This is a genomic window from Micromonospora sp. C81 (genome assembly GCF_018070425.1).
GTDB classification, from domain to species: Bacteria; Actinomycetota; Actinomycetes; order Mycobacteriales; family Micromonosporaceae; genus Micromonospora; species Micromonospora zamorensis.
Genome location: NZ_JAGPXS010000005.1, coordinates 351157 through 374734 on the forward strand (window position 1 = coordinate 351157; position 23578 = coordinate 374734).

General features: G+C 71.3%; 20 protein-coding genes. 8 read left to right on the forward strand and 12 right to left on the reverse strand.

Features of this window, described 5'->3' with window-relative positions; translation table 11 throughout:
• Window positions 1–51 precede the first annotated feature (51 nt).
• The 3 genes from KBX46_RS12555 to KBX46_RS12565 all read left to right on the forward strand — a co-directional run bounded on the left by KBX46_RS12555 (window position 52) and on the right by KBX46_RS12565 (window position 2394).
• Complete coding sequence (locus tag KBX46_RS12555; RefSeq protein WP_210792597.1) at window positions 52–534, forward strand: MarR family winged helix-turn-helix transcriptional regulator; 483 nt, start codon at window positions 52–54, stop codon at window positions 532–534.
• 142 nt (window positions 535–676) lie between these two features.
• Complete coding sequence (locus KBX46_RS12560; protein ID WP_210792598.1) at window positions 677–952, forward strand: hypothetical protein; 276 nt, start codon at window positions 677–679, stop codon at window positions 950–952.
• A 77-nt stretch (window positions 953–1029) separates the two neighbouring features.
• Window positions 1030–2394 carry a hypothetical protein gene (locus KBX46_RS12565; protein WP_210792599.1) on the forward strand — a complete coding sequence of 455 codons (1365 nt, stop codon included), beginning with the start codon at window positions 1030–1032 and terminating at the stop codon, window positions 2392–2394.
• 70 nt (window positions 2395–2464) lie between these two features.
• Here KBX46_RS12565 and ccsB read toward each other — a convergent pair whose 3' ends face one another.
• From ccsB to hemL, 6 genes are read right to left on the reverse strand one after another with little or no spacing between them, the layout of a single operon-like run.
• Entirely contained in the window at window positions 2465–3436 is a 972-nt protein-coding gene (gene ccsB / locus KBX46_RS12570; protein ID WP_210792600.1) for a c-type cytochrome biogenesis protein CcsB, read from the reverse strand.
• A complete protein-coding gene (locus KBX46_RS12575; RefSeq protein ID WP_210792601.1) occupies window positions 3436–5091 on the reverse strand; it encodes a cytochrome c biogenesis protein ResB in 1656 nt (551 codons plus the stop codon). The genes ccsB and KBX46_RS12575 overlap by 1 nt, the downstream gene beginning before the upstream one ends.
• The gene (locus KBX46_RS12580) at window positions 5091–5933 is read right to left on the reverse strand and encodes a cytochrome c biogenesis CcdA family protein (RefSeq protein WP_210792602.1); all 843 of its coding nucleotides are present in this window, start codon (window positions 5931–5933) and stop codon (window positions 5091–5093) included. The genes KBX46_RS12575 and KBX46_RS12580 overlap by 1 nt, the downstream gene beginning before the upstream one ends.
• Window positions 5933–6499 (reverse strand): TlpA disulfide reductase family protein, encoded by a 567-nt coding sequence (locus KBX46_RS12585; RefSeq protein WP_088951073.1) that lies wholly within the window; start codon window positions 6497–6499, stop codon window positions 5933–5935. The genes KBX46_RS12580 and KBX46_RS12585 overlap by 1 nt, the downstream gene beginning before the upstream one ends.
• Window positions 6499–7146, reverse strand: coding sequence for a histidine phosphatase family protein (locus KBX46_RS12590; protein WP_099849835.1), 648 nt, complete (start codon window positions 7144–7146; stop codon window positions 6499–6501). The genes KBX46_RS12585 and KBX46_RS12590 overlap by 1 nt, the downstream gene beginning before the upstream one ends.
• A gap of 6 nt (window positions 7147–7152) precedes the next feature.
• Entirely contained in the window at window positions 7153–8490 is a 1338-nt protein-coding gene (gene hemL / locus KBX46_RS12595) for a glutamate-1-semialdehyde 2,1-aminomutase (RefSeq protein WP_210792603.1), read from the reverse strand.
• Between the two features lie 178 nt (window positions 8491–8668).
• Here hemL and KBX46_RS12600 point away from each other — a divergent pair, with 178 nt between their 5' ends.
• Window positions 8669–9004 (forward strand): STAS domain-containing protein, encoded by a 336-nt coding sequence (locus KBX46_RS12600; protein WP_088951070.1) that lies wholly within the window; start codon window positions 8669–8671, stop codon window positions 9002–9004.
• A gap of 19 nt (window positions 9005–9023) precedes the next feature.
• Here KBX46_RS12600 and KBX46_RS12605 read toward each other — a convergent pair whose 3' ends face one another.
• Entirely contained in the window at window positions 9024–9578 is a 555-nt protein-coding gene (locus KBX46_RS12605; RefSeq protein ID WP_099849829.1) for a two-component system response regulator, read from the reverse strand.
• Complete coding sequence (locus tag KBX46_RS12610) at window positions 9575–13942, reverse strand: HAMP domain-containing protein (RefSeq protein WP_088952140.1); 4368 nt, start codon at window positions 13940–13942, stop codon at window positions 9575–9577. Before KBX46_RS12610 ends, KBX46_RS12605 begins: the two co-directional genes overlap by 4 nt.
• Before the next feature lie 341 nt (window positions 13943–14283).
• Between KBX46_RS12610 and KBX46_RS12615 the strand changes: the two genes are divergently transcribed.
• Window positions 14284–16359 carry a SpoIIE family protein phosphatase gene (locus tag KBX46_RS12615; RefSeq protein ID WP_141907563.1) on the forward strand — a complete coding sequence of 692 codons (2076 nt, stop codon included), beginning with the start codon at window positions 14284–14286 and terminating at the stop codon, window positions 16357–16359.
• 50 nt (window positions 16360–16409) lie between these two features.
• A complete protein-coding gene (locus tag KBX46_RS12620) occupies window positions 16410–16814 on the forward strand; it encodes a hypothetical protein (protein WP_210792604.1) in 405 nt (134 codons plus the stop codon).
• Window positions 16815–16830: 16 nt separating this feature from the next.
• Here KBX46_RS12620 and KBX46_RS12625 read toward each other — a convergent pair whose 3' ends face one another.
• Complete coding sequence (locus tag KBX46_RS12625; RefSeq protein WP_099849824.1) at window positions 16831–18189, reverse strand: FAD-binding oxidoreductase; 1359 nt, start codon at window positions 18187–18189, stop codon at window positions 16831–16833.
• 96 nt (window positions 18190–18285) lie between these two features.
• Between KBX46_RS12625 and KBX46_RS12630 the strand changes: the two genes are divergently transcribed.
• Window positions 18286–20382 (forward strand): S9 family peptidase, encoded by a 2097-nt coding sequence (locus KBX46_RS12630; protein ID WP_210792605.1) that lies wholly within the window; start codon window positions 18286–18288, stop codon window positions 20380–20382.
• Window positions 20383–20550: 168 nt separating this feature from the next.
• Window positions 20551–20736 carry a hypothetical protein gene (locus KBX46_RS12635; protein WP_210792628.1) on the forward strand — a complete coding sequence of 62 codons (186 nt, stop codon included), beginning with the start codon at window positions 20551–20553 and terminating at the stop codon, window positions 20734–20736.
• Window positions 20737–20757: 21 nt separating this feature from the next.
• Here KBX46_RS12635 and KBX46_RS12640 read toward each other — a convergent pair whose 3' ends face one another.
• From KBX46_RS12640 to KBX46_RS12650, 3 genes are read right to left on the reverse strand one after another with little or no spacing between them, the layout of a single operon-like run.
• Window positions 20758–22281, reverse strand: coding sequence for an FtsX-like permease family protein (locus tag KBX46_RS12640; protein WP_210792606.1), 1524 nt, complete (start codon window positions 22279–22281; stop codon window positions 20758–20760).
• Window positions 22278–22979 carry an ABC transporter ATP-binding protein gene (locus KBX46_RS12645; protein WP_141907559.1) on the reverse strand — a complete coding sequence of 234 codons (702 nt, stop codon included), beginning with the start codon at window positions 22977–22979 and terminating at the stop codon, window positions 22278–22280. The genes KBX46_RS12640 and KBX46_RS12645 overlap by 4 nt, the downstream gene beginning before the upstream one ends.
• Window positions 22976–23512, reverse strand: a complete 537-nt coding sequence (locus KBX46_RS12650; RefSeq protein WP_210792607.1) for a PadR family transcriptional regulator — start codon at window positions 23510–23512, stop codon at window positions 22976–22978. The genes KBX46_RS12645 and KBX46_RS12650 overlap by 4 nt, the downstream gene beginning before the upstream one ends.
• Window positions 23513–23578: the final 66 nt, after the last annotated feature.

Genomic DNA, 23578 nt, shown 5'->3' on the forward strand with positions numbered 1-23578 from the left:
CCCGTAAGATAGTCAACGTGGTTGACGAAATAGTAAACGTGGTTGACGAACATGGCAACCGCTGATCCCGCGCGCCCCGGGTTCCACCTGCCACTGCTGCTGCTGGCGGGCTTCCGGACGCTGATCGACGACCTGCACGCCGAACTGGCCCGGGAGGGGCATCCGGAGCTGCGGCCGCTGCACGGGTTCGTGCTCCAGGCCGTCGGCGCGGACGGCACCACCGCCACGGAGCTGGGCCAGCGACTGGGCATCTCCAAACAGGCCGCCGGCAAGACGATCGACCGGCTGGTCGCCGTCGGCTACCTGGAGCGGGCCGACGATCCCTCCGACGCCCGACGCCGACTGGTCCGGGTGACACCGCACGGCGCCGACGGGCTACGCCGCTCCGCCGAGATCTTCGACCGGCTGCGCGCACAGTGGTCCGAAACCCTCGGCCCGGACCGGGTCACCGCCATGGAAGACGACCTCCGCACGATGGCCTCGGCAAACTGGTTCCGCCTCGACATGCCGGGCTGGTTCGGCGGAGCGGCCTAGATCCACTCGACTTTCAGGAAGTCGGGGCCTCCCGCCGCTGGGACAGCCCGATTTCACGGAAACCGAGTGGATCAACGAGGCGGTCTCGGTGGCGGAGTGGCGGAGTGGCGGAACGGCGGGAGCCGGGTGCAGGGTGGTGGGCATGTCGGACGCCTATGTCGTCGGCGACCCGGACGGGTTGTCGCCCCTGCTGGTCGCGCTTCGCGACACCATCGCCCGGGAACTGCACGCCCAACTGGCGCTGCGTGGTGAACAGATCGAGCTGGCCGACCTACCGGAGGTGTCCTACCAGGTCACCGTCCAGGTCGAGCGGACGTTGCGGGCCTGGCGACCGGCGCGGCAGGCACCGACCGAATCCGGTTTCGACGAAGATCGCGACCTGGTCGACCGATCGAGAACTGTCACAGGTGATCTCTAAGATCATGGATGCCGATCGGGTCGGGGTGCCGCAAACCTGGCTTCTTCCGGTCGGCTCATCCCCCACCAAGGAGATCGATGAGATCTGTGCGCGTTACGCGTGGCAGGCTTGTGCACGGGCTGACCACGCTGGTCCTCGCGACGGCGATGATCGGCGCGGCGTCAACGCCCGCCTCGGCCGAGGACGACCCGGGTTGGGTCAATGGCTGGCTGGGCGACGTGACGCTCGGCGCGGCCGGCGCTCCCGGCCGCACGGTGCCGTTGACCCTGACCAGCACCGGAGCCACCCAGCCTCGGGTGACCATCGACCTGACCGGCCTGGCCGGCGTCGCCACCGCGAGCTTTCCCGACTTCTGTGTCACCGAGGGCGCCTCTGTGACCTGCCCGATGCCGCCGACGGCCGTCGAGGAGTTCGGCACGCTCACCGGCACCGTGCCGGTGGTGTTCCGGGCCGCTCCCGGCGCCGTGGACGGCGCGACGGGCACCCTCGACTACACGGCGTTCGGCGAGCAGACCGAGGCGTACACCCAGCAGGCGACGGTCACCGTGCGGTCCGGGCCCGACCTGCTCGACATGGTCGACGAATACCTGACCGGCGTCGAGGTGGGCGACACGCTCCCCCTCAAGGTGGCCGTGGTCAATGCCGGTGACCAGCCGGCCGTGGACCTGCGGCTCACCATGCGCTTCTCGGTGGGCCTCGTGCCGGCCAGCTACCGCAACTGCCGGTACGGCACCGACCAGGTGCTCGCCACCGTTGTCGTCTGCACCGTGCGGGGCACGTTCGCGCCCGGCCAGCGGCACGAGCTGCGGGGCGGGTTTCCCACCAATGTCGGCCCGGCCACCCTCGGGGACAAGCGGATCACCCAGTTCGTGGAGCCGCTGGCCAGCGCCGGTCCGCTCCCGACCAACGTGAAGCTCAAGAGCCGTGACGCCGACCAGGCGCTGCGGCTGCGGGCGGTCGGTACGCCGCTCGGCGTGATTCCGGTCGAGGTGAACGGCGCCGGCGGTCAGACCTATCTGTGGGAGGTCCAGAGCGCCTTCGACATCGTCGCCCAGGGCGCGACCGTGACTGGTGCCGTCGGCGACACCGTCCAGGTCACCGTGGGCATCCGTAACGAGGGCCCGGGTGTGCCGGACGGCACGAACTCCGGCGACACCGTTGGCGCGTTCTTCTTCACCCCACCCACCGGGGTGACCGTGCTGGCCGACCCGCCGGGGTGCGCGTCATATGGCGGCGAGGAGGAGGACGGCGTAGCGACCCCAAAGTTCTGGCGCTGCAACGGCCCTGGAGCCGTGTTCCCCGCCGGGACCAGCACGACGGCCACCTTCGACCTACGGATCGACAGCCTCGGCGGGTCCGCCGGGATGGTCCAGCCGGCGAGCCGCTACCCGCGGGTGGACGACAACCCGGGCAACGACATCGCCCCGGTCACGGTGAGCTGACCGAAGCCGTTTGAACGACGCGGGCCGGTCACTGACGAATCAGTGGCCGGCCCGCATCGTGTTGCCAGGGTCAGTCCAGCCCACCGTACGAGTGCAGGCCGGTGAAGAAGATGTTCACGCCGAACAGGTTCATCAGCATGGTGAGGAAGCCGAGCACCGCGAGCCAGGTGGCCACGTTGCGCTTGACGCTGGGCGTGGCCCGGGCGTGCAGGTAACCGGCGTACACCACCCAGGAGATGAACGCCCAGGTCTCCTTCGGGTCCCAGCCCCACGGCCGACCCCAGGCCGCCTCGGCCCAGATGGCACCGGCGATCACCGCGAAGGTGAAGATCGGGAAGGCGAAGGCGTGCAGCGTGAAGGTCAACCGCTCCAGCCCGGCCGCGGCGGGCAGCCGCTTGGCCAGGGTGTACGGGAAGCTCCGCTTGCCGCTCTCGTACCCGTTGCGCATCAGGAAGCCGACCGCCGGCACCGCACCGAACAGGAAGATGCCGGACGCGAACACGATGGTCGAGACGTGGATGACGAACCAGTACGAGTTCAGTGCCGGCACCAGCGGCACGATCGGCACGTACAGCACCAGCTCGGCGGTAGCGACCAGCAGCACCATCACCAGCGTGAGGAACAGCCCGAGCTTGCGCAGCGACGGCCGCTTCCAGAGCACCACCAGCCAGGCCGCGACCCCGATGAACGTCACCGTGAGCACGAACTCGTACATGTTGCCCCACGGCATCCGGTCGGCCGCGAGGCCACGAGTGACCAGCGCCGCCAGGTGCAGCACGGCGGCGACCGCGGTGGCGCCCACCCCGATCAGGCCGGCGAGGCGGGCCCGTCGCGCGGAGCGGTCGGCCCCGGGCTGCGACGGTACGGGCGCGGGCGGCGTCGGCACGATGCCGCCGCCGGCACCCACCAGCTCGCGCACCGGAGCCGCAGCGGCGACCCGGGTACGCGCGTTGCCCAACGCGTACTCCACGGCGTGACCGATCATCGCGACCAGGTACGCCAGGATGGCGAAGGTCACCAGATTGTCGGAGAGTGCGGACATCACTCGGCTCCTTCTCGCACGCCGGCCCGGTCACTGGAGTCAGCGCCCGTGCTGGCCCGCTCAGCCGCCCGTTCGTCGCCGTTGACCTCGGCGATGAGCTGGGCGAACTCGTCGGCGAACCCTGGATAGTCGGTGCGCGGCAACCCACCGGCCTCCATCAAGCTACTACCGCCCGTCGGAGATCCTTCCGCCGGGTCGGCCGGCACCACCCGGAAGAACACCCGGCGGCGTCGCCCGAACAGCGAGCCCATCAGGCCGGCCAGCAGGAAGCCGCAGCTGATCAGCAGTGGCGTCGCGCCGGGGTCGTGTCGGATGGAGAGGGTGACGTACCGCTCGGTGCCCAGGAACTCGACAGTGGTGCCGTCGTCCAGCTTCCAGGTCTCGCCCTTGCGGAGCAGCTTGGTGCCGACCTCCTGGACCTTGCCGGTCCGCACCTGCCGCTGGTCGAGTTGGTAGACCGAGCTGGGGATGCCGGCGTCCAGGCCGAGGTTGCCCCGGTAGGCGACCAGGTTCAGTGCCGGGTTGCGCTCGGTCGGGTATTCCGAGCGGACGAACGGCGCCTGCTCGGGTGCGGTGGGCAGGTAGATGCCGGTGAACGCCATCTGCTCGTCCGGTGCGCGCTGGCCGGTGGACGGGTCGACGTTCGCGTCCGGGAAGGCGGCCAGCCCTTCACTCGTCAGCCCCATGTCGCCGGTGGTGAGGAACGGTTCGTCGCTGATCTGGCTGTTGCCGAACCGGTCGGTGTAGCGGATCACCGGGGCGTACCCGTGGCCGAGCAGGTAGACGCTCGCGTCGGCGAGGCGCAGCGGCGAGTTCACCGAGAAGTCGGCGCTGCGGGTCGGCTCGTCCGGGCCGTCGACGGTGACCGTGGCATTGAAGAACTCCGGCTGACCGGAAGGCAGGAAGCGGGCCTCGAAGTCGTCCAGCCGCAGGCAGAAGCGGGGCAGGTCGGCGCTGTCCACCTGGGGGCCGAGCTTCGCTTCGGCGTACTGCTGCCGGGTGTTGCAGAACGCGTTGTCCGCGCCCGCCACCAGCAGTCGGTTGCCGCTCCAGCCGTACCACGAGCCGAGGGCGACGCTGATCAGCACCGCGATCAACGACGTGTGGAACAGCAGGTTGCCGGTCTCCTTGAGGTAGCCCTTCTCGGCGGAGACCTCGTCGCCACGGACCTCCACCCGCCAGCGACGCTTGCGCAGCACCTCGGCGATCGCCGTCGCGCCGCCGGGCGGGGCGGGCAGCACGGTGTGCTGCGGCAGCCGCGCCATCCGCTTCGGCGCGGCCGGCGGGCGGGACCGCAACGCCCGGATGTGGTCCCGCAGTCGGGGCGTGATGCAGCCGATCAGGGAGGTGAACAGCAGCAGGTAGATCGCGGAGAACCAGACCGAGCCGAAGACCTCGAAGGCGCCGATGCGGTCCAGTCGGGGGGCCCATTCCGGGTGGTCGACGAAGTACTCGTTGACCTTCTCCGGGCTGATCCCGCGCTGCGGCAGCACCGAGCCGGGGATGGCCGCGATCGCGAGCAGGAAGAGCAGGATCAGCGCCGTACGCATGCTGGTCAACTGCCGCCACGAGTTGCGCAGCAGCGCCAGGAGGCGGTTCGGCCGACGGCGTGGCGCTGGCGCCACGGTTTCCGGCCGGTCGTCGACGACCGTCATCAGATGCTCACCTCGCCCACCCCGACGGTGGTCTGCAACCAGATCACGAAGCTCTGCCATCCGCCGGTGACCAGCGCGAGGCCGATCAGGATGAGCAGGGCGCCGCCGACCCGGGTGACCCAGCGGCTGTTGCGCCGAACGGCGCGGAAGACCCCGAGCAGGCGTTGGAAGCCCAGCCCGAAGACGATGAACGGTATCCCCAACCCGAGGCAGTACGCCACGGCGAGCACCACGGCACGGTCGCTCTGCCCGGAGGCGGTGGCCATGCCCATCACGGCGCCGAGGGTAGGGCCCGTGCAGGGCACCCAGCTGAGTGCGAAGACCGCGCCGAAGACCGGTGCGCCGAGCAGCCCGGCCGACGGCAGCCGGGAGATGCGGAACTCCCGTTGCAGGGCGGGGATCATCCCGAGGTAGCCGAACCCGAGCACGATGATCAACGCGCCGACGACGATTTCGAGCTGCCGCTCGTACTCGAAGAAGATCTGGCCGATGCCGGCGAACAGGATCGCCGTGGCGACGAAGACGGCGGTGAAGCCGGCGATGAAGAGCAGCGTGCCCGCGAGCACCCGGCCCTTGACGGCACCGGCCCGCGCGATCCGCTCCCGGACCGCGACGCCTCCGCGGTCACCGGCCTCGGCCGCTTCCGCAGGGGTCGACGAGGTGCCCTGCCGTGCACGGCCTTCGAGGTCGGAACCGGCCAGGCCGGTGACGTACGAGAGGTAGCCGGGAACGAGTGGGAGCACGCACGGGGAGAGGAAGCTGACCAGGCCGGCGAGCGCCGCCGCGCCGATGGCGAGCAGCAGCGGCCCGCTCAGGGCCAGCTCCCGGAAGGTCTCGCCCATCAGTTGGGCGCCGGTTTCTCAGCGGCGATCCGCTCGACGATCGGTTGCAGGCCCTCCTGCTTGACGGCGGCCCGGATCACCGCGGCGATCCGACCGTCCCGGTCGAGCACCACCGTCGCCGGCACGCTGTTCGGCGGGATGTCCAGCGCGAGTGCCGTCTTGCTCGACGGGTCGAACAGGCTCGGATAGGTGACCCGGCCCTTCTCGAACGCCTTGGCCTTGTCCCGCGAATCCTGGACGTTGATGCCGAGGAAGCTCACCCCGGAACCCTTGGTGGCCTGGTAGACGGCTTCCAGGTCGTCCGCCTCGGCACGGCACGGCGCGCACCAGGAACCCCAGAAGTTGACCACGACCACCTGCCCGCGAGCCTGGCTGACGTCGTAGGTGCCGCCGAGCAGCAGCTCACCGGCGACCTTCGGGGGTGCGGAGCGCTGGTCCGGTGCGCACTCGAAGATCCCGTCGGTGGTGGTCGTGCAGGTCTTCTCCTGCCCCTTCGACGTGCAGCCGACCAGCGCCACCGCGGCGACGGCGGCGAGCAGACCGGCGGTCCACCTCCGGGCGTTCATCAGGCCCCCTTGGCCGTCCGGGCGGTCGCGGAGAGAGCGATCAGGTGCGCGGCCGGCTCGCTGTAGCCGATGCCCACCACCTTCGCGTCGTCGAAGTGGAACGAGGTGAGGCTCGCCAGCCCACACTGCCGCTTGCGCGGGTCGTGCCAGAGCCGCTTGCGCTCGACGTAGCGGCGCAGCGTCCAGATGGGGAGCTGGTGCGACACCAGCACCGCCTCGCGCCCCTCGGCGGCGACCCGGGCGGCCTGCACGGCGGCGAACATCCGCTCGGCGATCACCCGGTAGGCCTCGCCCCAGGACGGGGTCATCGGGTCGCGCAGCACCCACCAGTTGCGCGGGTCACGGAACGACCCGTCGCCCGGCGACACCTTCTTGCCCTCGAACCAGTTGGCGCTCTCGATCAGCCGCTCGTCCACCCCGACCGGGAGCCCGAACTGGGCCGCGATCGGCTCGGCGGTCTGCTGCGCGCGTTCCAGCGGGCTGGCCACCACGTGCACGATCTCTCGCTCGGCCAGGCCCTCCGCAGCGGCCTTGGCCATCTGCACGCCCAGCTCAGAGAGGCGGAAACCGGGCAGCCGACCGTAGAGAATCTGGTCGGGGTTGTACACCTCGCCGTGCCGGAGCACGTGGACCACCGTCTTGCTCACCGCTCACTACCCCCCGTGGCCAGCCGCTGCCGCCGCGTTCGCCGCCGTCGGCAGCGCGTCGGCGATGTGCTCCAGAGCGACGTCGTCGATCGCCGCCGACACGAACCATGACTCGAACGCGCTCGGCGGCAGGTAGACGCCGGCGGCGAGCATCGCGTGGAAGAACGCCTTGAACGCCGGCACTTGCTGAGTGCGGGCGCTGTCGTAGTCGATCACGTCGGCGTCCGTGAAGAAGATCGAGAACATGCTGCCCGCGTACGACAGTCGGTGTGGGACCCCGGCGGCGCCCAGCGCGTCGGACGCCAGCTTGCCCACGACGGCGGCCATGTCGTCGAGCTTGCGGTAGAGCGACTCGTCCGCGAGTCGCAGCGTGGCCAGGCCGGCGGCGCACGCGAGGGGGTTACCGGAGAGCGTGCCGGCCTGGTAGACCGGGCCGGCCGGGGCGAGTCGCGCCATGATGTCCGCACGCCCGCCGAAGGCGGCGGCGGGCAGGCCGCCACCCATGACCTTGCCGTACGTCCACAGGTCGGCGTCGGAGGCGTCGAGGCCGTGCCACCCGGCGCGGGACACCCGGAACCCGGTCATCACCTCGTCCACCACGAGCAGGGCGCCGTGCGCGTGCGCGATCCGTGCGAGCTGCTGGTTGAAGCCGTCGCGGGGGGCGACCACACCCATGTTGCCGGCTGCCGCCTCGGTGATCACCGCTGCGATGTGCGGGCCTTCGGCGGCGAACGCCTCCTCGACGGCCCGGATGTCGTTGTAGGGCAGCACGATGGTCTCGCTGGCCGCCGCACCGGTCACGCCGGGCGAGTCGGGCAGGCCCAGGGTGGCGACGCCGGATCCGGCGGCGGCGAGCAGGGCGTCGACATGCCCGTGGTAGCAACCAGCGAACTTGATGATCTTGGAGCGACCGGTGAAGCCACGAGCCAGCCGGATCGCCGACATGGTGGCCTCGGTGCCCGAGTTGACCAGGCGAACCTGCTCCATCGGGGTGCGGTCGACCAGCTCGGCGGCCAGCTCCACCTCACCCGGGGTGGGAGTGCCGAAGCTGGTGCCCCGAGCGGCGGCAGCCTGCACGGCCTCCACCACCTCCGGGTGTGCGTGCCCGAGGATCAGCGGACCCCAGGAGCAGACCAGGTCGACGTAGCGGCGGCCGTCGGCGTCGTACAGCCACGGGCCCTCGCCACGGACCATGAAACGCGGCGTGCCGCCGACCGCCTGGAAGGCGCGCACGGGGGAGTTCACCCCGCCCGGCACGATGGCGCGGGCGCGGTCGAACAGGGCCTCGGAGGCCGGCGCGTCGGCCGGGTAGCGGCCGGATCCGGCTGGAAATATGTCGGTCACGATGCCGCCATTGTGTCAGCGACGAACGGCCCACCAGCAGCCACCCCGCGGTGGGGTTACCAGGCTCACCTGTGGCCGGCACCCGCCAGCAGCGTCGACATGCGGGGGGCTCGGCCTGGACGGCGACGGCTCGCGGCCTCAACAGGCCGGACCGGTCGGATCGCGCTAGGCTGACCGGGTGGATCGTGCCGAGCTGTCCATCACGCTACACCGGACGGGTGACGAAGCTGTGCTTCGCCTGGCCGGTGAGATCGACATGCTCACGGCCGCGCAGCTCTCGACAGTGGTCAACGAGGTGCTGGCCGACCCGCCGCCGAAGATCGTCCTCGACCTCGGCGGCGTCACCTTCTGCGACTCGCAGGGCCTGGGCACCCTGGTCGTGCTCAGCCGCAAGGCCAGCCACGCGCAGAGCCTGCTGATGCTGACCCACGTGGGTGACTTCCTCATCCGCGTCCTGGACATCACGGGCCTCCGCAGCGCCCTGATGATCCGCAACGACCAGCCCACCGGCTGACCCGACCCGCCCCGCCGCGTCAGGCGGTGTTGCCCCAGCGGGCCTGCTCCAACATGCTCACCGCCCGGTCACGGGCCTCTCCGTCGTCGGACCGCAGCAGGGTGGTCGCCTCGTCGACCGCGTCGGTGAGCCTGCGCCACTGCGTGTCGCGCTCCCGGACCAGGTCGGACTGGGCGGCCAGCTGCCGGGTCTTCACCCACAGCTCGACGAAGACCGACACCTTGGCGCGCAGCACCCACGGGTCGAACGGCTTCGTCAGGTAGTCCACCGCGCCCACCTGGTAGCCCCGGAGAGCGAGCTGGGCGTCCCGGTCAGCGGCCGTCAGGAAGATGATCGGCACGTGCCTGGTCCGCTCACGGCGCTTGATGTGGCTCGCCGTCTCGAAGCCGTCCATGTCCGGCATCTGCGCGTCCAGCAGGATCACCGCGAAGTCGTCCACCAACAGCTGCTTGAGGGCCGCCTCACCGCTCTCCACCGCCACGGACTGGACCGGCAGGCCCTGGAGGATCGCCTCCAGGGCCGTCAGATTCTGCCGCCGGTCGTCCACGAGCAGCGCCTTGGCCATCTGGGTCACGAAGTCTCCTCGGTCCGGCTGCCGTTGATCCAGGACGACATCAGCTCGATCAGGTCGTCCAGGTCGACCGGCTTGGTGATGTAGTCGCTGCCCCCGGCAGCGAGCGCCGACTCCCGGTCACCCGGCATCGCCTTCGCGGTCAGGAACACCACCGGCAGGTCGGCGAAGCGATGGTTGCGGCGGATCTGGCGGGTCGTCTCGTAACCGTCCTGGTCGGGCATCATGGCGTCCATCAGCACGATGTCCACCTCCGGATGCTCGGCCAGCAGACGGACACCGTCCGCCCCGTTGTCCGAGTACAGCACGGTCATCCCGTGCAGTTCCAACGCGCTGGTCAAGGCGAAGACGTTGCGGACGTCGTCATCCACGATCAGCACGGTGGCGCCGTCCAGCTGGCGGGTGGCCGGTGCCTCCGGCCGCTCCGACAACAGCTCCAGCGGCGGCATCAGCAGCGACGACGGCAGACCGGCGCGCTGCGGAGACGGAGCCTGGGGCGCGACCACCGCGTCCGGAGCCAGCACCTGCGGCACGAACAGGGTGAACGTCGACCCCTGACCGGGCGCGGACGACACGGTGATGGTGCCGCCGATCAGGCGGGCCAGGTCGCGACTGATCGACAGGCCCAGGCCGGTGCCGCCGTAGCGGCGGCTGGTCGTGCCGTCCGCCTGCTGGAACGCCTCGAAGATGATCGACAACTTGTCGTCGGAGATGCCGATCCCGGTGTCGATCACGGTGAACGCGATGACCTGCTGGGCGTTGGTCAGCGCCGGCACGTCGAAGACCGCGTTCTCCGCCGCCGGGGCGATCCGCAGCGTCACCGCACCGTTGTCGGTGAACTTCACCGCGTTGGAGAGCAGGTTGCGCAGGATCTGCTGCAACCGCTGCGCGTCGGTCACCAACGCCGGCGGCAGATCCTTGCTGACCCGCACCTGGAAGTCCAGGTTCTTCTCCTCGGCCTGCGGCGCGAACGCCTGCTCGACGTAGCCACGCAGCTCGGCGAAGCGGATCTCGGTCGGCTCGACGTCCATCCGGCCCGCCTCGATCTTGGACAGGTCGAGGATGTCGTCGATCAGGCGCAGCAGGTCCGAGCCGGACCCGTGGATGGTCCGGGCGAACTCGATCTGCTTCGGGCTGAGGTTCTGCTCCGAGTTCTCCGCCAGCAGGCGGGCCAACAGCAGCAACGAGTTCAGCGGCGTACGCAGCTCATGGCTCATGTTGGCCAGGAACTCGGACTTGTAGGCCGAGGCGCGGGTCAACTGCTGCGCCTTCTCCTCCAAGCCCAGCCGGGCCAGCTCGATCTCCCGGTTCTTCGTCTCGATGTTGCCCTTCTGCTCGGAGAGCAGAGTGGCCTTCTCCTCCAGCTCGGCGTTGGTGCGCTGCAACTCCGCCGACTGTTCCTGCATCTCGTGCGCCAGCCGCTGCGACTGGGCCAGCAGCTCCTCCGTACGCCGGTTGGCCTGGATGGTGTTCACCGCGATGCCGATGGTGAGCACCAGCCGCTCCAGGAACGCGAGGTGCAGGTCGGAGAAGGCCGACACGCTGGCGAACTCGATCACCCCGAGCAGCTCGCCCTCGAAGAGCACGGGGAGCACCACCAGGTCGGACGGGGGCGTTTCGGCCAGACCCGAACGCAGGGTGAGCCGGCTGTTCGGGGAGGCGCTGACCCGGATCGTGCGGCGGGACAGCGCGGTCTGCCCGACCAGCCCCTCGCCCGGCCCGAAGGTCACGTCGTTGCCCCGTGCCACGTACCCGTATGAGGAGGTGAGCCGCAGTCGCATGCTGCCGTCGGTGTCGTCGGCCAGGAAGAAGGCTCCGAGCTGGGCTTCGACCAGCGGGGTCACCTCCGTCATGATCATGCGGCAGACCTCGCCGAGGTCGCGCTGGCCCTGCAAGAGGCCGCCGATGCGGGCCAGGTTGGAGTCCAACCAGCCCTGCTCGGCGTTCTTCTTGGTCGTCTCCCGGAGGGTGACGATCATCTGGTTGATGTTGTCCTTCAGCTCGGCGACCTCGCCCTGCGCCTTGACGGCGATCCGCTGGGTCAGGTCACCCCGGGTCACCGACGTGGACACCTGGGCGATGGCCCGCAACTGCGTGGTCAGCGTCGAGGCGAGCTGGTTGACGTTTTCGGTGAGGTCCCGCCAGGTGCCGGAAACACCCTTCACCTGCGCCTGACCGCCCAGCTTGCCCTCGATGCCGACCTCACGGGCGACCCGGGTCACCTCGTCGGCGAACGACGACAGCTGGTCGACCATCGTGTTGACAGTCGACTTGAGTTCCAGGATCTCGCCCTGGGCGTCCACGGTGATCTTCTGCGACAGGTCGCCCTTTGCCACGGCGGTGGTCACCGAGGCGATGTTGCGGACCTGGCTGGTCAGGTTCGAGGCCATCGAGTTCACGTTGTCGGTCAGGTCCCGCCAGGTGCCACTGACACCCTTGACCTGCGCCTGACCGCCGAGCTTGCCCTCGGTGCCCACCTCGCGGGCCACCCGGGTCACCTCGTCGGCGAACGACGACAACTGGTCGACCATCGTGTTGACAGTCGACTTCAGCTCCAGGATCTCGCCCCGCGCGTCCACCGTGATCTTCTGCGACAGGTCACCCTTCGCCACCGCCGTGGAGACCTGGGCGATGTTGCGGACCTGGGCGGTCAGGTTCGACGCCATCGAGTTCACGTTGTCGGTCAGGTCCCGCCAGGTGCCGGCGACGCCACGCACCTGGGCCTGGCCGCCGAGCTTGCCCTCGGTGCCCACCTCACGGGCCACCCGGGTCACCTCGTCGGCGAACGACGACAACTGGTCGACCATCGTGTTGACGGTCGACTTCAGCTCCAGGATCTCGCCCCGCGCGTCCACGGTGATCTTCTGCGACAGGTCACCCTTCGCCACGGCGGTGGTCACCGAGGCGATGTTGCGGACCTGGCTGGTCAGGTTCGACGCCATCGAGTTCACGTTGTCCGTGAGGTCGCGCCACGTGCCACTGACGCCCTTCACCTGCGCCTGACCACCCAGGTTGCCCTCGGTGCCCACCTCACGGGCCACCCGGGTCACCTCGTCGGCGAACGACGACAACTGGTCCACCATCGTGTTGACGGTGTTCTTCAGCTCCAGGATCTCGCCCTGGGCGTCGACAGTGATCTTCTGCGACAGGTCGCCCTTCGCCACGGCGGTGGAGACCTGGGAGATGTTGCGGACCTGGCTGGTCAGGTTGCCGGCGAGCTGGTTGACGTTCTCGGTGAGGTCCCGCCAGGTGCCGGAGACGCCCCGCACCTGGGCCTGACCGCCCAACTTGCCCTCGATGCCCACCTCACGGGCCACCCGGGTCACCTCGTCAGCGAACGACGACAACTGGTCCACCATCGTGTTGACGGTGTCCTTCAGCTCCAGGATCTCGCCCTGCGCCGCCACCGTGATCTTCTGCGACAGGTCACCGCGCGCCACCGCCGTCGACACCTGGGCGATGTTGCGGACCTGGGCGGTCAGGTTCGACGCCATCGAGTTGACGCTGTCGGTCAGGTCCTTCCACGTGCCGGCCACGTTCGGCACCTCGGCCTGACCGCCCAACTTGCCCTCGGTGCCCACCTCGCGGGCCACCCGGGTCACCTGCTCGGCGAAGAGCCGCAGCGTGTCGGTGAGGTAGTTCATCGTGGCCGCCAACTCGGCGACCTCACCACGCGCTCCGACCGTGATCTTCTGCGACAAGTCGCCCTTGGCCACCGCCGTCGCCACCTGCGAGATCGACCGCACCTGGCCGGTGAGGTTCGACGCCATGGTGTTCACCGAGTCGGTGAGGTCCTTCCAGGTGCCGGCGACGCCCCGAACGTCGGCCTGGCCCCCCAACTTGCCCTCGGTGCCGACCTCACGTGCCACCCGGGTCACCTCGTTCGAGAACGAGGACAACTGGTCGACCATCGTGTTCACGGTGCGCCCGATGCGCAGGTACTCACCGCGCAGCGGCCGGCCGTCGATCTCCAACGCCATGTGCTGGGACAGGTCGCCGTCCGCGACCGCCACGATGACCCGGGCGATCTCGGTGGTCGGTCGGCCCAGGTCGTCGATCAGCGAGTTGATCGCCCGCTGCCCCTCCGCCCAGGAGCCGTCCAGCCCCTCGTCGTCCAGCCGCTCGGTGAGCCGGCCGTCGCGACCGACGATCCGGCTGATCCGCCGCAGGTCCAGGTGATGACGCTCCTGGAGCGAGACCACCTCGTTGAAGGCGTCCGCCACCTCACCCGCCTTGCCGGCGCGGCGGGGAAGCCGGACCTTCAGGTCGCCGCGACCGATCCGTCGCAGTGCCTCGGTCAACTCACCGAGGAGCGCCTCGTGGTCGGGCGCGGACGGATCCGCCACCGACTGCTTCGCCGTGGTCATCATTCCTCGCTCAACTCGGGGGGCGCCGGTCCGTGCGGACACACCGGCACCCCATATTGTGCCCGCGCGAGCCGTAGTGCCAGGGTGCGCGACCCGCCAGGTGGCCCGGATCGCCATCCGGACCGGCTCGACGGAGGCCGATCCGGCGCACCCCGCCGCAGACCTCGCAGCGGTGCCGAACCCGCCCGACCGACGCATACCGGCGAAGGGTGCGCTGGCCGGAGGGGGCCCCTGCTCTACTGGAAGCGTTGATACGGTGCGTGCGCTTCCTCCGCCAGGGAGAGAGGCGCGACAAGGTGATCAGCTTGGCACCCGGCAGGGGGACGGTGGAGGATACGGGGGTGTCAGCCAAGGCGGGGCCCGCGACGGCCGGGGCCCGGGACGGGGCGGTCCGGCGTGTCCGCCTGCCCGCAGACCGTCGTACGCCGGCCGCCGCCCGCGCCGTGGTCCGCTCGGTGTTGACCGAGTCACACCTCGACGAGCTGGCCAACGAGGCCCTGCTGCTCACCACCGAGCTGACCACCAACGCCGTGGAGCACGCGCGCACCGAGTTGGACATCGAGGTCGTCGCCGACGAGATCGGGCTGACCGTCACCGTCTCCGACTTCGCGCCCGGCTCCGGTGACGAGCTGACCGTCGGTGCCCGCAACGACTCCACCGAGATCAACGAGGTCTCCGAGCGGGGCCGGGGCCTGCTGCTGGTCGACCACTTCGCCAGCCGCTGGGGCACGACGTACCTGCCCACCGGGAAGGGCGTCTGGTTCCGGCTGGACCGTCCCGGCACCGAGCCGCCGGCCGAGGGCACCGCGGCCGGCGGGTCGACCCCGGCCAGCGCCGGGCCTGCCACCAGCGCGGACGGGTCCACGCCGAGCGCCAGCGCGATGAGCGAACTCATGCAGACCGCCCCCGACCTGTACGCGGACGATCCGCTGCCCGACTTCGCCACCAACCTGCTCAGCCGCGTCGCCGAGATGGTGGGCGCGGCCGGGGGCTCGATCCGCCTCGACCGGGGCGACGGGCAGGGCCGCCAGGTGTTGGCCCGCTTCGGTCGGCCGCCCCGCCCCGGCAGCGACCTGCTCCGGGTGCCGTTGACGGTGCACCGCCCGTACGCCGGGGAGCTGGAGCTGGACGCGGCGCCGTCGGCGTACGCCCGGCCGTTGGCGGTGCTGACCGCCGAGCGGCTGTCGCTGCACCTGGAGAACGACCGGCTGCGCAGGACCGACATCCGCCGGCAGGTGTGGCTGACGTTCCTGGCCGAGGCCAGTGAGCTGCTCGCCCAGTCGCTGGATGTCGACCTGACCATGGCGCTGGTGCCGCAGTTGGTGGTGCCGCGGCTCGGCCAGTGGTGCGCGGTGCACACCACCGACGAGTGGGGCCGACTGCGGCTGGCAGCGGCCAGCCACGCCGACGAGTCGATGCTTCCGCAACTGCACAAGGTGCTGGCGGAGACCGGGCCGGACTCGATCCAGGCTCGCCTGCGCGAGGCGTCCCGCAGCGCGGCACAGATCCCCCTGGGCGGCCCGATGGAGGGTTTCGCGGTGCCGCTGATCGCCCGCGGGCAGCGGCTCGGCACCCTGGCGGTGGGGCGGCACCAGCGACACCGGCACGACCCGGACGAGGTCGCCGTGTTGGAGGACGTGGCCCGCCGGGCCGCGCTGGCGATCGAGAACGCCCGGATCCACGCCGAGCGCCGCCGCGTGGCGCAGACGCTTCAGCAGTCCCTGTTGCCACCGGTGCTGCCGCTGGTGGACGGGATCGGCTTCGCGGCCGAGTACGTCCCGACCGGCGACGACGCCGAGGTGGGCGGCGACTTCTACGACGTGGTGCCGCTGCCCGACGGGCGTTGGCTGGTGGTGATCGGCGACGTCTCGGGCAAGGGTGTCCAGGCGGCTGCGGTGACCGGGCTGGTCCGGGACGTGATCCGGGTCCTCGTCGGCGACGGCAAGCCGCTGCCGGAGGCGTTGGCGCGGCTCAACGAGACGCTGGTCGAGCGGGGTGGCGGCCGGTACTGCACGTTGGCGCTGGCGGCGGTCGGCCCGGGCGAGGGCGACCAGCTGGACGTGTCGCTGCACCTGGCCGGACATGACCGGCCGGTGCTGCTGGCCGGTACGGGCGGCGCGGGGTTCGTCGGCACCGGTGGCACCGCACTCGGCCTGCTCGACACGATCACCTCGCCAACCGCGAAGATCGCGCTCGCGCCGGGCGACTCGCTGATCTTCTACACCGATGGCGTCACCGAGCGCCGGCGGGGCCGGGAGCTGTTCGGCACCGACCGCCTGCGGGACGCCGCCGCGCCCCTGGCCGGATATTCAGCCGACGTGGTGGCCGCCCGACTGCGCTCCGCCGCGATCAACTTCTCGGTCGAGCCACCCCGGGACGACATCGCCATCCTGGTGCTCCGCAACGACGCGACCTGACCGCCGTCTGCGGCAGCCGGATTCCGGGGCCGCTCGGTAGATTGACGCTCATGTCGACTGTCGCGCAGGCCACGCCGCACTCCCGGCCGGCGGTCCGTGCCCTCGTCGTCGCGCAACTGGCGACCATCGGCGGGTTCCTCGCCGTGCTGCTGTCCTACCTGGTTCGGATGGCGACCGCTGGCGTCGGCCCGGCCGAGATGCTGACCGGCGCGTACGACCCGAAGGACATGCTGTTCTTCTGGCTGCACGCCCCGGTTGCGGTGCTCTATCTGGTCGGAGCGGTGCTCGGGCCGCCGCTGGCGCTCGTCGCGGTGGCAGTTGTCGCCAGGGAGCGCGAGGCTCTGCCCCGGGCGACCCGGGCGTTGCTGTTGACCGGGGCGGTCGGCACTCTGCTGGTGCTGGTGGCCCGCTTCACCCCACCGCTGCTGGACATGCACCGCTGGTGGATGGACTGACCGACCCGGGCAGGGCTCACAGACCGCCGGGGAGGCGCCCGGGGGCGAGGCGGTGTTCCGGATCGAGGTGCTCCTTGGCGGCCCGCAGTTGGGCCAGGCCGGCCAGCTCGCCCCACAGGTCGACGGACCTCCGGACAGCCGTCGGCGCGGAGACCACCACGCAACGACCCTGCCGGGCCAACAACACCCCTCGGACGGCGGCCAGGATGGACGCCACCCGATCGGGGGCCATCGCGCCGGGCAGTGCCGCGTGCACCACGCCCAGCCCGGCGGACCCACGCACCGGCACCGGTGCACCGGCCGCGTCACGCAGCGCGTAGACGGCGGCGTGCAGGTCACCGATCGGCACCTCCAGGCGCAGCGCCGTGTCGCCGGGCGCGAACGGGTAGCGACGCCACCACGTCGGCGCGGAGTGGGCGATCGTCGCCTCCCCGTGCAGCAGGCCGACCAGGCGCTCGGCGCGTTCGGTGACGTCGGCGGGGCCGCCCTCCAACAGCACCACCAGGCTGCCCGCCCGGGACGGCGCACCGGCCCGGCCGGACATCGACGGGTGGCGCTCCCGGGCGGTGGCCGCCGGGTGGCCGGGCGGGTACGGGGTGCGCGGCCGTGGCGTGCCTCCGGGCAGGTCCAGCTCGATGGCCGACGGCTCCAGCCGGGCGGCGAGGATCGTCCGGACCAGGTCGTGCACCTCCAGCGGTGTCCACACCGGGCGGGACACCCAGAGTCGGCTGGCCGGCAACGGCTGCACCCGCAGGGTCGCCGAGACCAGCACACCGAGCGCGCCCTGGGAGCCACAGAGCAGCCGGGCCAGGTCGAGCCCGGGCGCGCCACCCCCGGCGCTCACCAGCTCACCGTCGGCGGCGAGGTAGCGGACACCGAGCAGTTGGTCGCACGGGCTGCCGTGGCGGTGGCGCAGCGGGCCGGCCTCGCCCGCGGCGAGCACCCCACCGAGGGTCGCGCCGGGTGAAGGGGCATCCATCGCCAGCCGCTGCCCGGTGCGCTCCAGCGTGGCCTGCACCGCCCGCAGCGGGGTGCCGGCGCCCACCTCGGCCACCATCGCGCCGACCGGCTCGTGGCCGATGCCGGCCAACCGGCCGGTGTCGAGCATGATGTCGACCTGAACCGGCGTGGCACCCCAGTCGATCTTCGTGCCGGCGCCTCTGGGCACCACCGCCAGGTCGTGCGCGGCAGCCAGCCGCAGCACCTCGGCAGCGGCGTGCGGGCCGCCCGGCACCGCCACCCACCGCGCCGGCCGCCCCGCCACCTCGTCGGCCGGCCCACCCGGCCGGGAGAACGGCGGGCCACAGATCGCCGCCAACCGCCGGGTGATTTCGAGGGCTCCGGACCGGCCGAGGGAACTCGCTGCTGCCGCCATGGCGCTCATCGTACATGTGTTCGAAAGCCGTGGTAGGGGCTATCGGGATGCCGCTGGTCCGGCGTACAGCGGGTGCCGGCCGGTAACGTGGCCGCCGTGACCACCGAGACTGCCCCGCCCGCGGCGAAGCGGGTGCCCAGCGAGCGCACCCACCACGGCGACACCGTCGTCGACGAGTACGCCTGGCTCGCCGCCAAGGACGACCCGGAGACGATCGCCTACCTGACCGCCGAGAACGCGTACACGGACACGCGCACGGCGCACCTGGCCGAGCTGCGCACGACGCTGTTCGAGGAGACCCGCCAGCGCACCAGGGAGACCGACCTGTCCGTGCCGACCCGCAAGGGCGGGCACTGGTACTACACCCGGACGGTCGAGGGCCAGCAGTACGGGGTGCACTGCCGCCGCGCGGTCCGCGACGGGGAGGTCGAGCCGCCGGTCAGCGCCGACGGCGCCCCGCTCGACGGCGAGGAGGTGCTGCTCGACGGCAACCTCCTGGCCGAGGGGCACGACTTCTTCTCGCTGGGCGCGTTCGACGTCAGCCCGGACGGTCGCTGGCTGGCCTACTCCACCGACTTCTCCGGCGACGAGCGGTTCACCCTGCGCGTGAAGGACCTGACCACCGGCGAGTTGCTGCCCGACGAGGTGCCCGACACCTTCTACGGCACCGCCTGGTCGACCGACGCCTCGGTGCTGTTCTACGTGACAGTGGACGACGCCTGGCGGCCGAACCGGGTCTGGCGGCACACCGTCGGCTCGGCCGCTGCCGACGACGTGGTGGTCCACCAGGAGGACGACGAGCGGTTCTGGGTCGGCGTGGAGCTGACCCGGTCGGAAAAGTTCATCCTGATCGACATCCACAGCAAGGTGACCAGCGAGGTGCTGGTCATCCCCGCCGGCAACCCGACCGGCGCCCCGGCCGTGATCGCACCCCGCCGCCAGGGCGTCGAATACGCGGTGGAGCACCACGGCCACCGTTTCCTGATCATGCACAACGACGGTGCGGAGGACTTCGCGCTCGCGTTCACCTCCGCGGACGCGCCGGGCGACTGGGTGCCGGTCATCGAGCACACCCCCGGCACCCGGCTGGAGGCCGTGGACGCCTTCGCCAACCACCTGGTCGTGTCGCTGCGCACCGACGGGCTCACCGGGCTGCGGGTGTTGCCGGTGGGCAGCGACGACTCGTACGACATCGACTTCCCCGAGCCGCTGTACAGCGTCGGTCTGGACGCCAACCCGGAATACCGCACCGGGCAGGTCCGCCTGCGGTACTCGTCGCTGGTCACCCCCGACTCGGTGTACGACTACGACCTGGTCACGCGGCAGATGGTGCTGCGCAAGCAGAAGCCGGTGCTGCCCGGCCCGGACGGTCGGCCGTACGACCCGGCCGAGTACGAGCAGCACCGTGACTGGGCACTCGCCGACGACGGCACCCGGGTGCCGATCTCGCTGGTCTGCCGCGTGGGCACACCCCGGGACGGCTCGGCACCGTGCGAGCTGTACGGCTACGGCTCGTACGAGGCCAGCATGGACCCGTGGTTCTCGGTGGCCCGACTGTCCCTGCTGGACCGGGGCGTGGTCTTCGCCGTGGCGCACACCCGGGGCGGCGGTGAGCTGGGTCGGCGCTGGTACGACCAGGGCAAGATGCTGGCCAAGAAGAACACCTTCACCGACTTCGTCGCCTGCGCCCGGCACCTTGTCAAGGCCGGCTGGACCGCCAGCGACCGGCTGGTCGCGCGGGGAGCCTCGGCCGGCGGCCTGCTGATGGGCGCGGTCGCCAACCTCGCGCCGGACGCCTTCACCGGGATCGTCGCGCAGGTGCCGTTCGTGGACGCGCTCACCTCGATCCTCGACCCGTCGCTGCCGCTGACCGTCACCGAGTGGGAGGAGTGGGGCAACCCACTGGAGGACCCCGAGGTGTACGCGTACATGAAGTCCTACACGCCGTACGAGAACGTGACAGCTGTGGACTACCCGGCGATCCTCGCGGTGACCAGCCTCAACGACACCCGGGTGCTCTACTCGGAGCCGGCGAAGTGGATCGCCCGGCTGCGGGCGGTCGCCCCGGGCGGCGACTACCTGCTCAAGACCGAGATGGGTGCCGGGCACGGCGGTCCGAGCGGTCGCTACGACGCGTGGCGCGAGGAGGCGTTCATCAACGCCTGGATCCTGGATCGGATCGGCCGCGCCTGACCCGTCGGGTCGGCATGATCGCGCTCGATGGTGGGAGTGGTCCCCTCGGCGGCTCGGGGAGGCCGCCACTTCCACGATCGGGCGCGATCATGAGTGGGCCGCGTGTGCGACCGCCGCGCGGCCTGGAGTTCCCGGCCCCGGGCCGATGTCGGGGCCTAGACTTCCGGGGTGACCGGGACCACGGATGGTGACGGCGGGCCCGCCGAGGGCGTGCGCCGGCCGAGCGTCGCGGCGGTGGCACGGGATCGCCGTGTCTGGTTGATCCTCGCGGTGGTCGCCGGCCTCCTGGTCTGCTGCTGCTCGGCGGTGGTGGGCACGCTGGTGGCACTCTCCTCCGGGCTGCTCACCGCCTGACCGGGCTGCACGCGCGGTGGCTCAGGTCATGCGCAGCTCGTCCAGGGCCGTGCTGGCGCGCAGGAAGAGCAGGCCGACACCGACCGTCACCAGCACCGCCGCCAGAGCCCCGGCACCGAGCCAGGCCAGGTGCTCCAGGGGTACGGCAACGGCTCGCTGGATCTCGGGGGTGTACACGATCCGGGTGTACTGCTCGCGGGTGGCCGGGTCGTCACAGAGCGCCGCAGTGGCCTCGCAGATCTCTGTCGACGAGACGCCCGTCGACACCTCCCCGAAGAGCCCTCGGCCGAGCAACGTGCCCACGGTGAGCGCGAGCAGGATCGCCGGCACCGCCGGGGCCAGCGCCTGCCAGGCCACCGAACGGCTCAGCGTCGCTCGGGGCACCCCGGTGGCGACCAACGCCGCGTAGGCGCGTCGGCGGGCGACGATCCCCTCGACCAGCGCGACGATCAGCCCACCCGCCGCGATCAGGACGGCCACCGCGACCGCGGCATCGACCAGATCCATGGTGGACAGATAGAAGGGGTCAGCGCCGGCGTCCACCCCGACGAGCCGGTTCTGCTCCCGGTCGAGCTGGTCCTCGGTGGCGAAGTAGGCGCGCTGAGCGGCCGCACCCCCGCCGAAGATCAGGGCGGCGAGCAGCGCCGCGAAGGTGCGGCTGCCCGCCCACGGGTCCGCCATCAGCCGGCCCGCCGCGAGCAGCGCTGCGGGCCGGCGGGCATGCCGACGCAACAACCGCCCGCAGTGGTACGAGATCCAGCCGGTGCCGATCACCACCCCGATCATCGCCGCGAGCGCACCCACCGCGAACAGCAGCGGCACCAGCCAGCCGAGCAGCTCATCCCTGCCCTTGAGCTGGTCGGTGGCCGGACGGACCGCGAGGAACGAGGCCAGACCCAGCCCGATCAGGAGCCCGGCCCACGGGCCCGGACCGCGCTCGCGGGCGGCCTTGCGGCTCACCCCGAGCGGGCTCATGGTGACCGTACGCAGCATCAGGGCGGTGGCCAGTGCCGCGACGACCGGCAGGCCGAGCACCACCGCGGCCACCGCTGCGGGCGACGGCAGCACATCGGTCGGCAGGGCCAGTCGACCTTGCGCGTCCGGCCGGTGCAGCACCTCGCGGCCGACCAGGTAGGCGCCCAGCCCGACCAACGTGCCGAGCAGAGCGGCCATGCCGGTCTCCAGCACGGCCAACCGGGTGACCTGGCCGGGGGTGGCGCCAGCGAGCCGGATCGCCGCCAGCCGACGATCCCGCGCCGGCGCGCCGAGCCGCGCGCACTGGCCGGCCAGCGCCAGCACCGGAATCATCAGCATGAGCAGCGCGAACGCCGTCCCACCGCGCAACCCGGGCTCGCGCAGCAACGCATTGCGGTACTGCTCCGACTGGGCCCAGGCGTCACCGGCGGGCTTCTCGATGGCCAACACGGTCAGCGCCGCGAGCCCCGCCAGGGTCGCCAGCAGGGCACTGAGGGCGGTGAGCACCACCCGGGCGGTGTCGGTGCGGCTGCCGGCGAGCGCGAGCCGGACCAGCGTCGCCGGTCTCACCGGGCGCCACCGGCCAGCGGCACGTCGAGCCCCAGGCCCGTGTGGTCCACCAGGCCGTCGCGCAACACGATCTCCCGATCGGCGTACGCGGCGATCCGCGGCTCGTGGGTGATCAGCACGACGGCGGTGCGCTGCTCACGGGCGAGCCGGACCAGATGGGTCAGCACCTGCTCGCCCGCGAGCGTGTCCAGCGAACCGGTCGGCTCGTCGGCGAAGAGCACCCGCGGCTCGGTCACCAACGCCCGCGCGGTGGCGCACCGCTGCTGTTGACCACCGGACATCTCACCCGGCCGGAGGTCGGCCACCTCCCCCACACCGAACCGGTCCAGCCAGGTGAGCGCCGCCGTCCGTGCCTCTCGCCGCCCCGTGCCGGCGAGGAGCAGGGGCAGTGCGACGTTCTCCGCCGCGGTCAACTCGGCGACCAGTTGGCCGAACTGGAACAGCACCCCGAACTCGGTGCGTCGCAACCGGGATCTGGCCGCCTCCGACCAGGTGTCGATGCGCTGCCCCCGCCAGGTGACCTCGCCGGCGTCGGGCCGAAGGATCCCGGCCAGACAGTGCAGCAGGGTCGACTTGCCGCAGCCGCTTGGGCCGGTGACGGCGACGATCTCACCCTCGGCCACGTCGAGTGTCACGCCGCGCAGCGCGGGTGTCGGGCCGTACGCCCGAACCACGCCGCGAGCCTGGAGTTGCGTCACGGATGCACCTCCCGGTGCCAGTCGGCGACCCGGCCCAGAGTGGCGTGCAGCCACCGCAGGTCCGCGTCGAGGTGGGCGATCGCGAAGTCGGCCGCGACCACGTCGCTGAGGGTGGCGGCCGCGTCGGCCTTGACCGCGGTCAGCTCACGCAGCCGTGCGGTGTGCGCGGCGCGCTGGGCGATCAGGTACGACCGGGCCCGGTCGACGTCGGCGACCAGGAGCGCCACCACGACCTTGGCGAAGAGTGTGCTGGCCACGTACGGCATGGGTGGTTCCACAGTGGTCAGCCACTGGTCGAGCGCGGCCCGCCCCTGATCGGTCAGCGCGTACGCCGTGCGATCCGGCCCGGCCGCGCGATCCTGCCCGGCGGTGACCACCAGGCCGTCCCGTTCCAGGCGGCCAAGGGTGGCGTAGACCTGCCCGAAGGCCAGCGGTCGAGCCCTGGGCAGCCGCTCGTCGTGCGCACGCTTCAGCTCATAGCCGTGCCGGCTGCCAGCAGCCAACAACCCGAGCAGAACATGCGACGTGGACACGCCCGCAACTATTCACCGAGCGAATACCCAAGTCAACAACCCACCCCCACCCACCGACCCCCACCT

Coding starts and splice junctions, on each gene's coding strand:
- KBX46_RS12555 (WP_210792597.1), top strand. CDS start 52: ATGGCAACCGCTGATCCCGCGCGCCCCGGGTTCCACCTGCCACTGCTG.
- KBX46_RS12560 (WP_210792598.1), top strand. CDS start 677: ATGTCGGACGCCTATGTCGTCGGCGACCCGGACGGGTTGTCGCCCCTG.
- KBX46_RS12565 (WP_210792599.1), top strand. CDS start 1,030: ATGAGATCTGTGCGCGTTACGCGTGGCAGGCTTGTGCACGGGCTGACC.
- ccsB (WP_210792600.1), bottom strand. CDS start 3,436: ATGTCCGCACTCTCCGACAATCTGGTGACCTTCGCCATCCTGGCGTAC.
- KBX46_RS12575 (WP_210792601.1), bottom strand. CDS start 5,091: ATGACGGTCGTCGACGACCGGCCGGAAACCGTGGCGCCAGCGCCACGC.
- KBX46_RS12580 (WP_210792602.1), bottom strand. CDS start 5,933: ATGGGCGAGACCTTCCGGGAGCTGGCCCTGAGCGGGCCGCTGCTGCTC.
- KBX46_RS12585 (WP_088951073.1), bottom strand. CDS start 6,499: ATGAACGCCCGGAGGTGGACCGCCGGTCTGCTCGCCGCCGTCGCCGCG.
- KBX46_RS12610 (WP_088952140.1), bottom strand. CDS start 13,942: ATGACCACGGCGAAGCAGTCGGTGGCGGATCCGTCCGCGCCCGACCAC.
- KBX46_RS12620 (WP_210792604.1), top strand. CDS start 16,410: ATGTCGACTGTCGCGCAGGCCACGCCGCACTCCCGGCCGGCGGTCCGT.
- KBX46_RS12625 (WP_099849824.1), bottom strand. CDS start 18,189: ATGGCGGCAGCAGCGAGTTCCCTCGGCCGGTCCGGAGCCCTCGAAATC.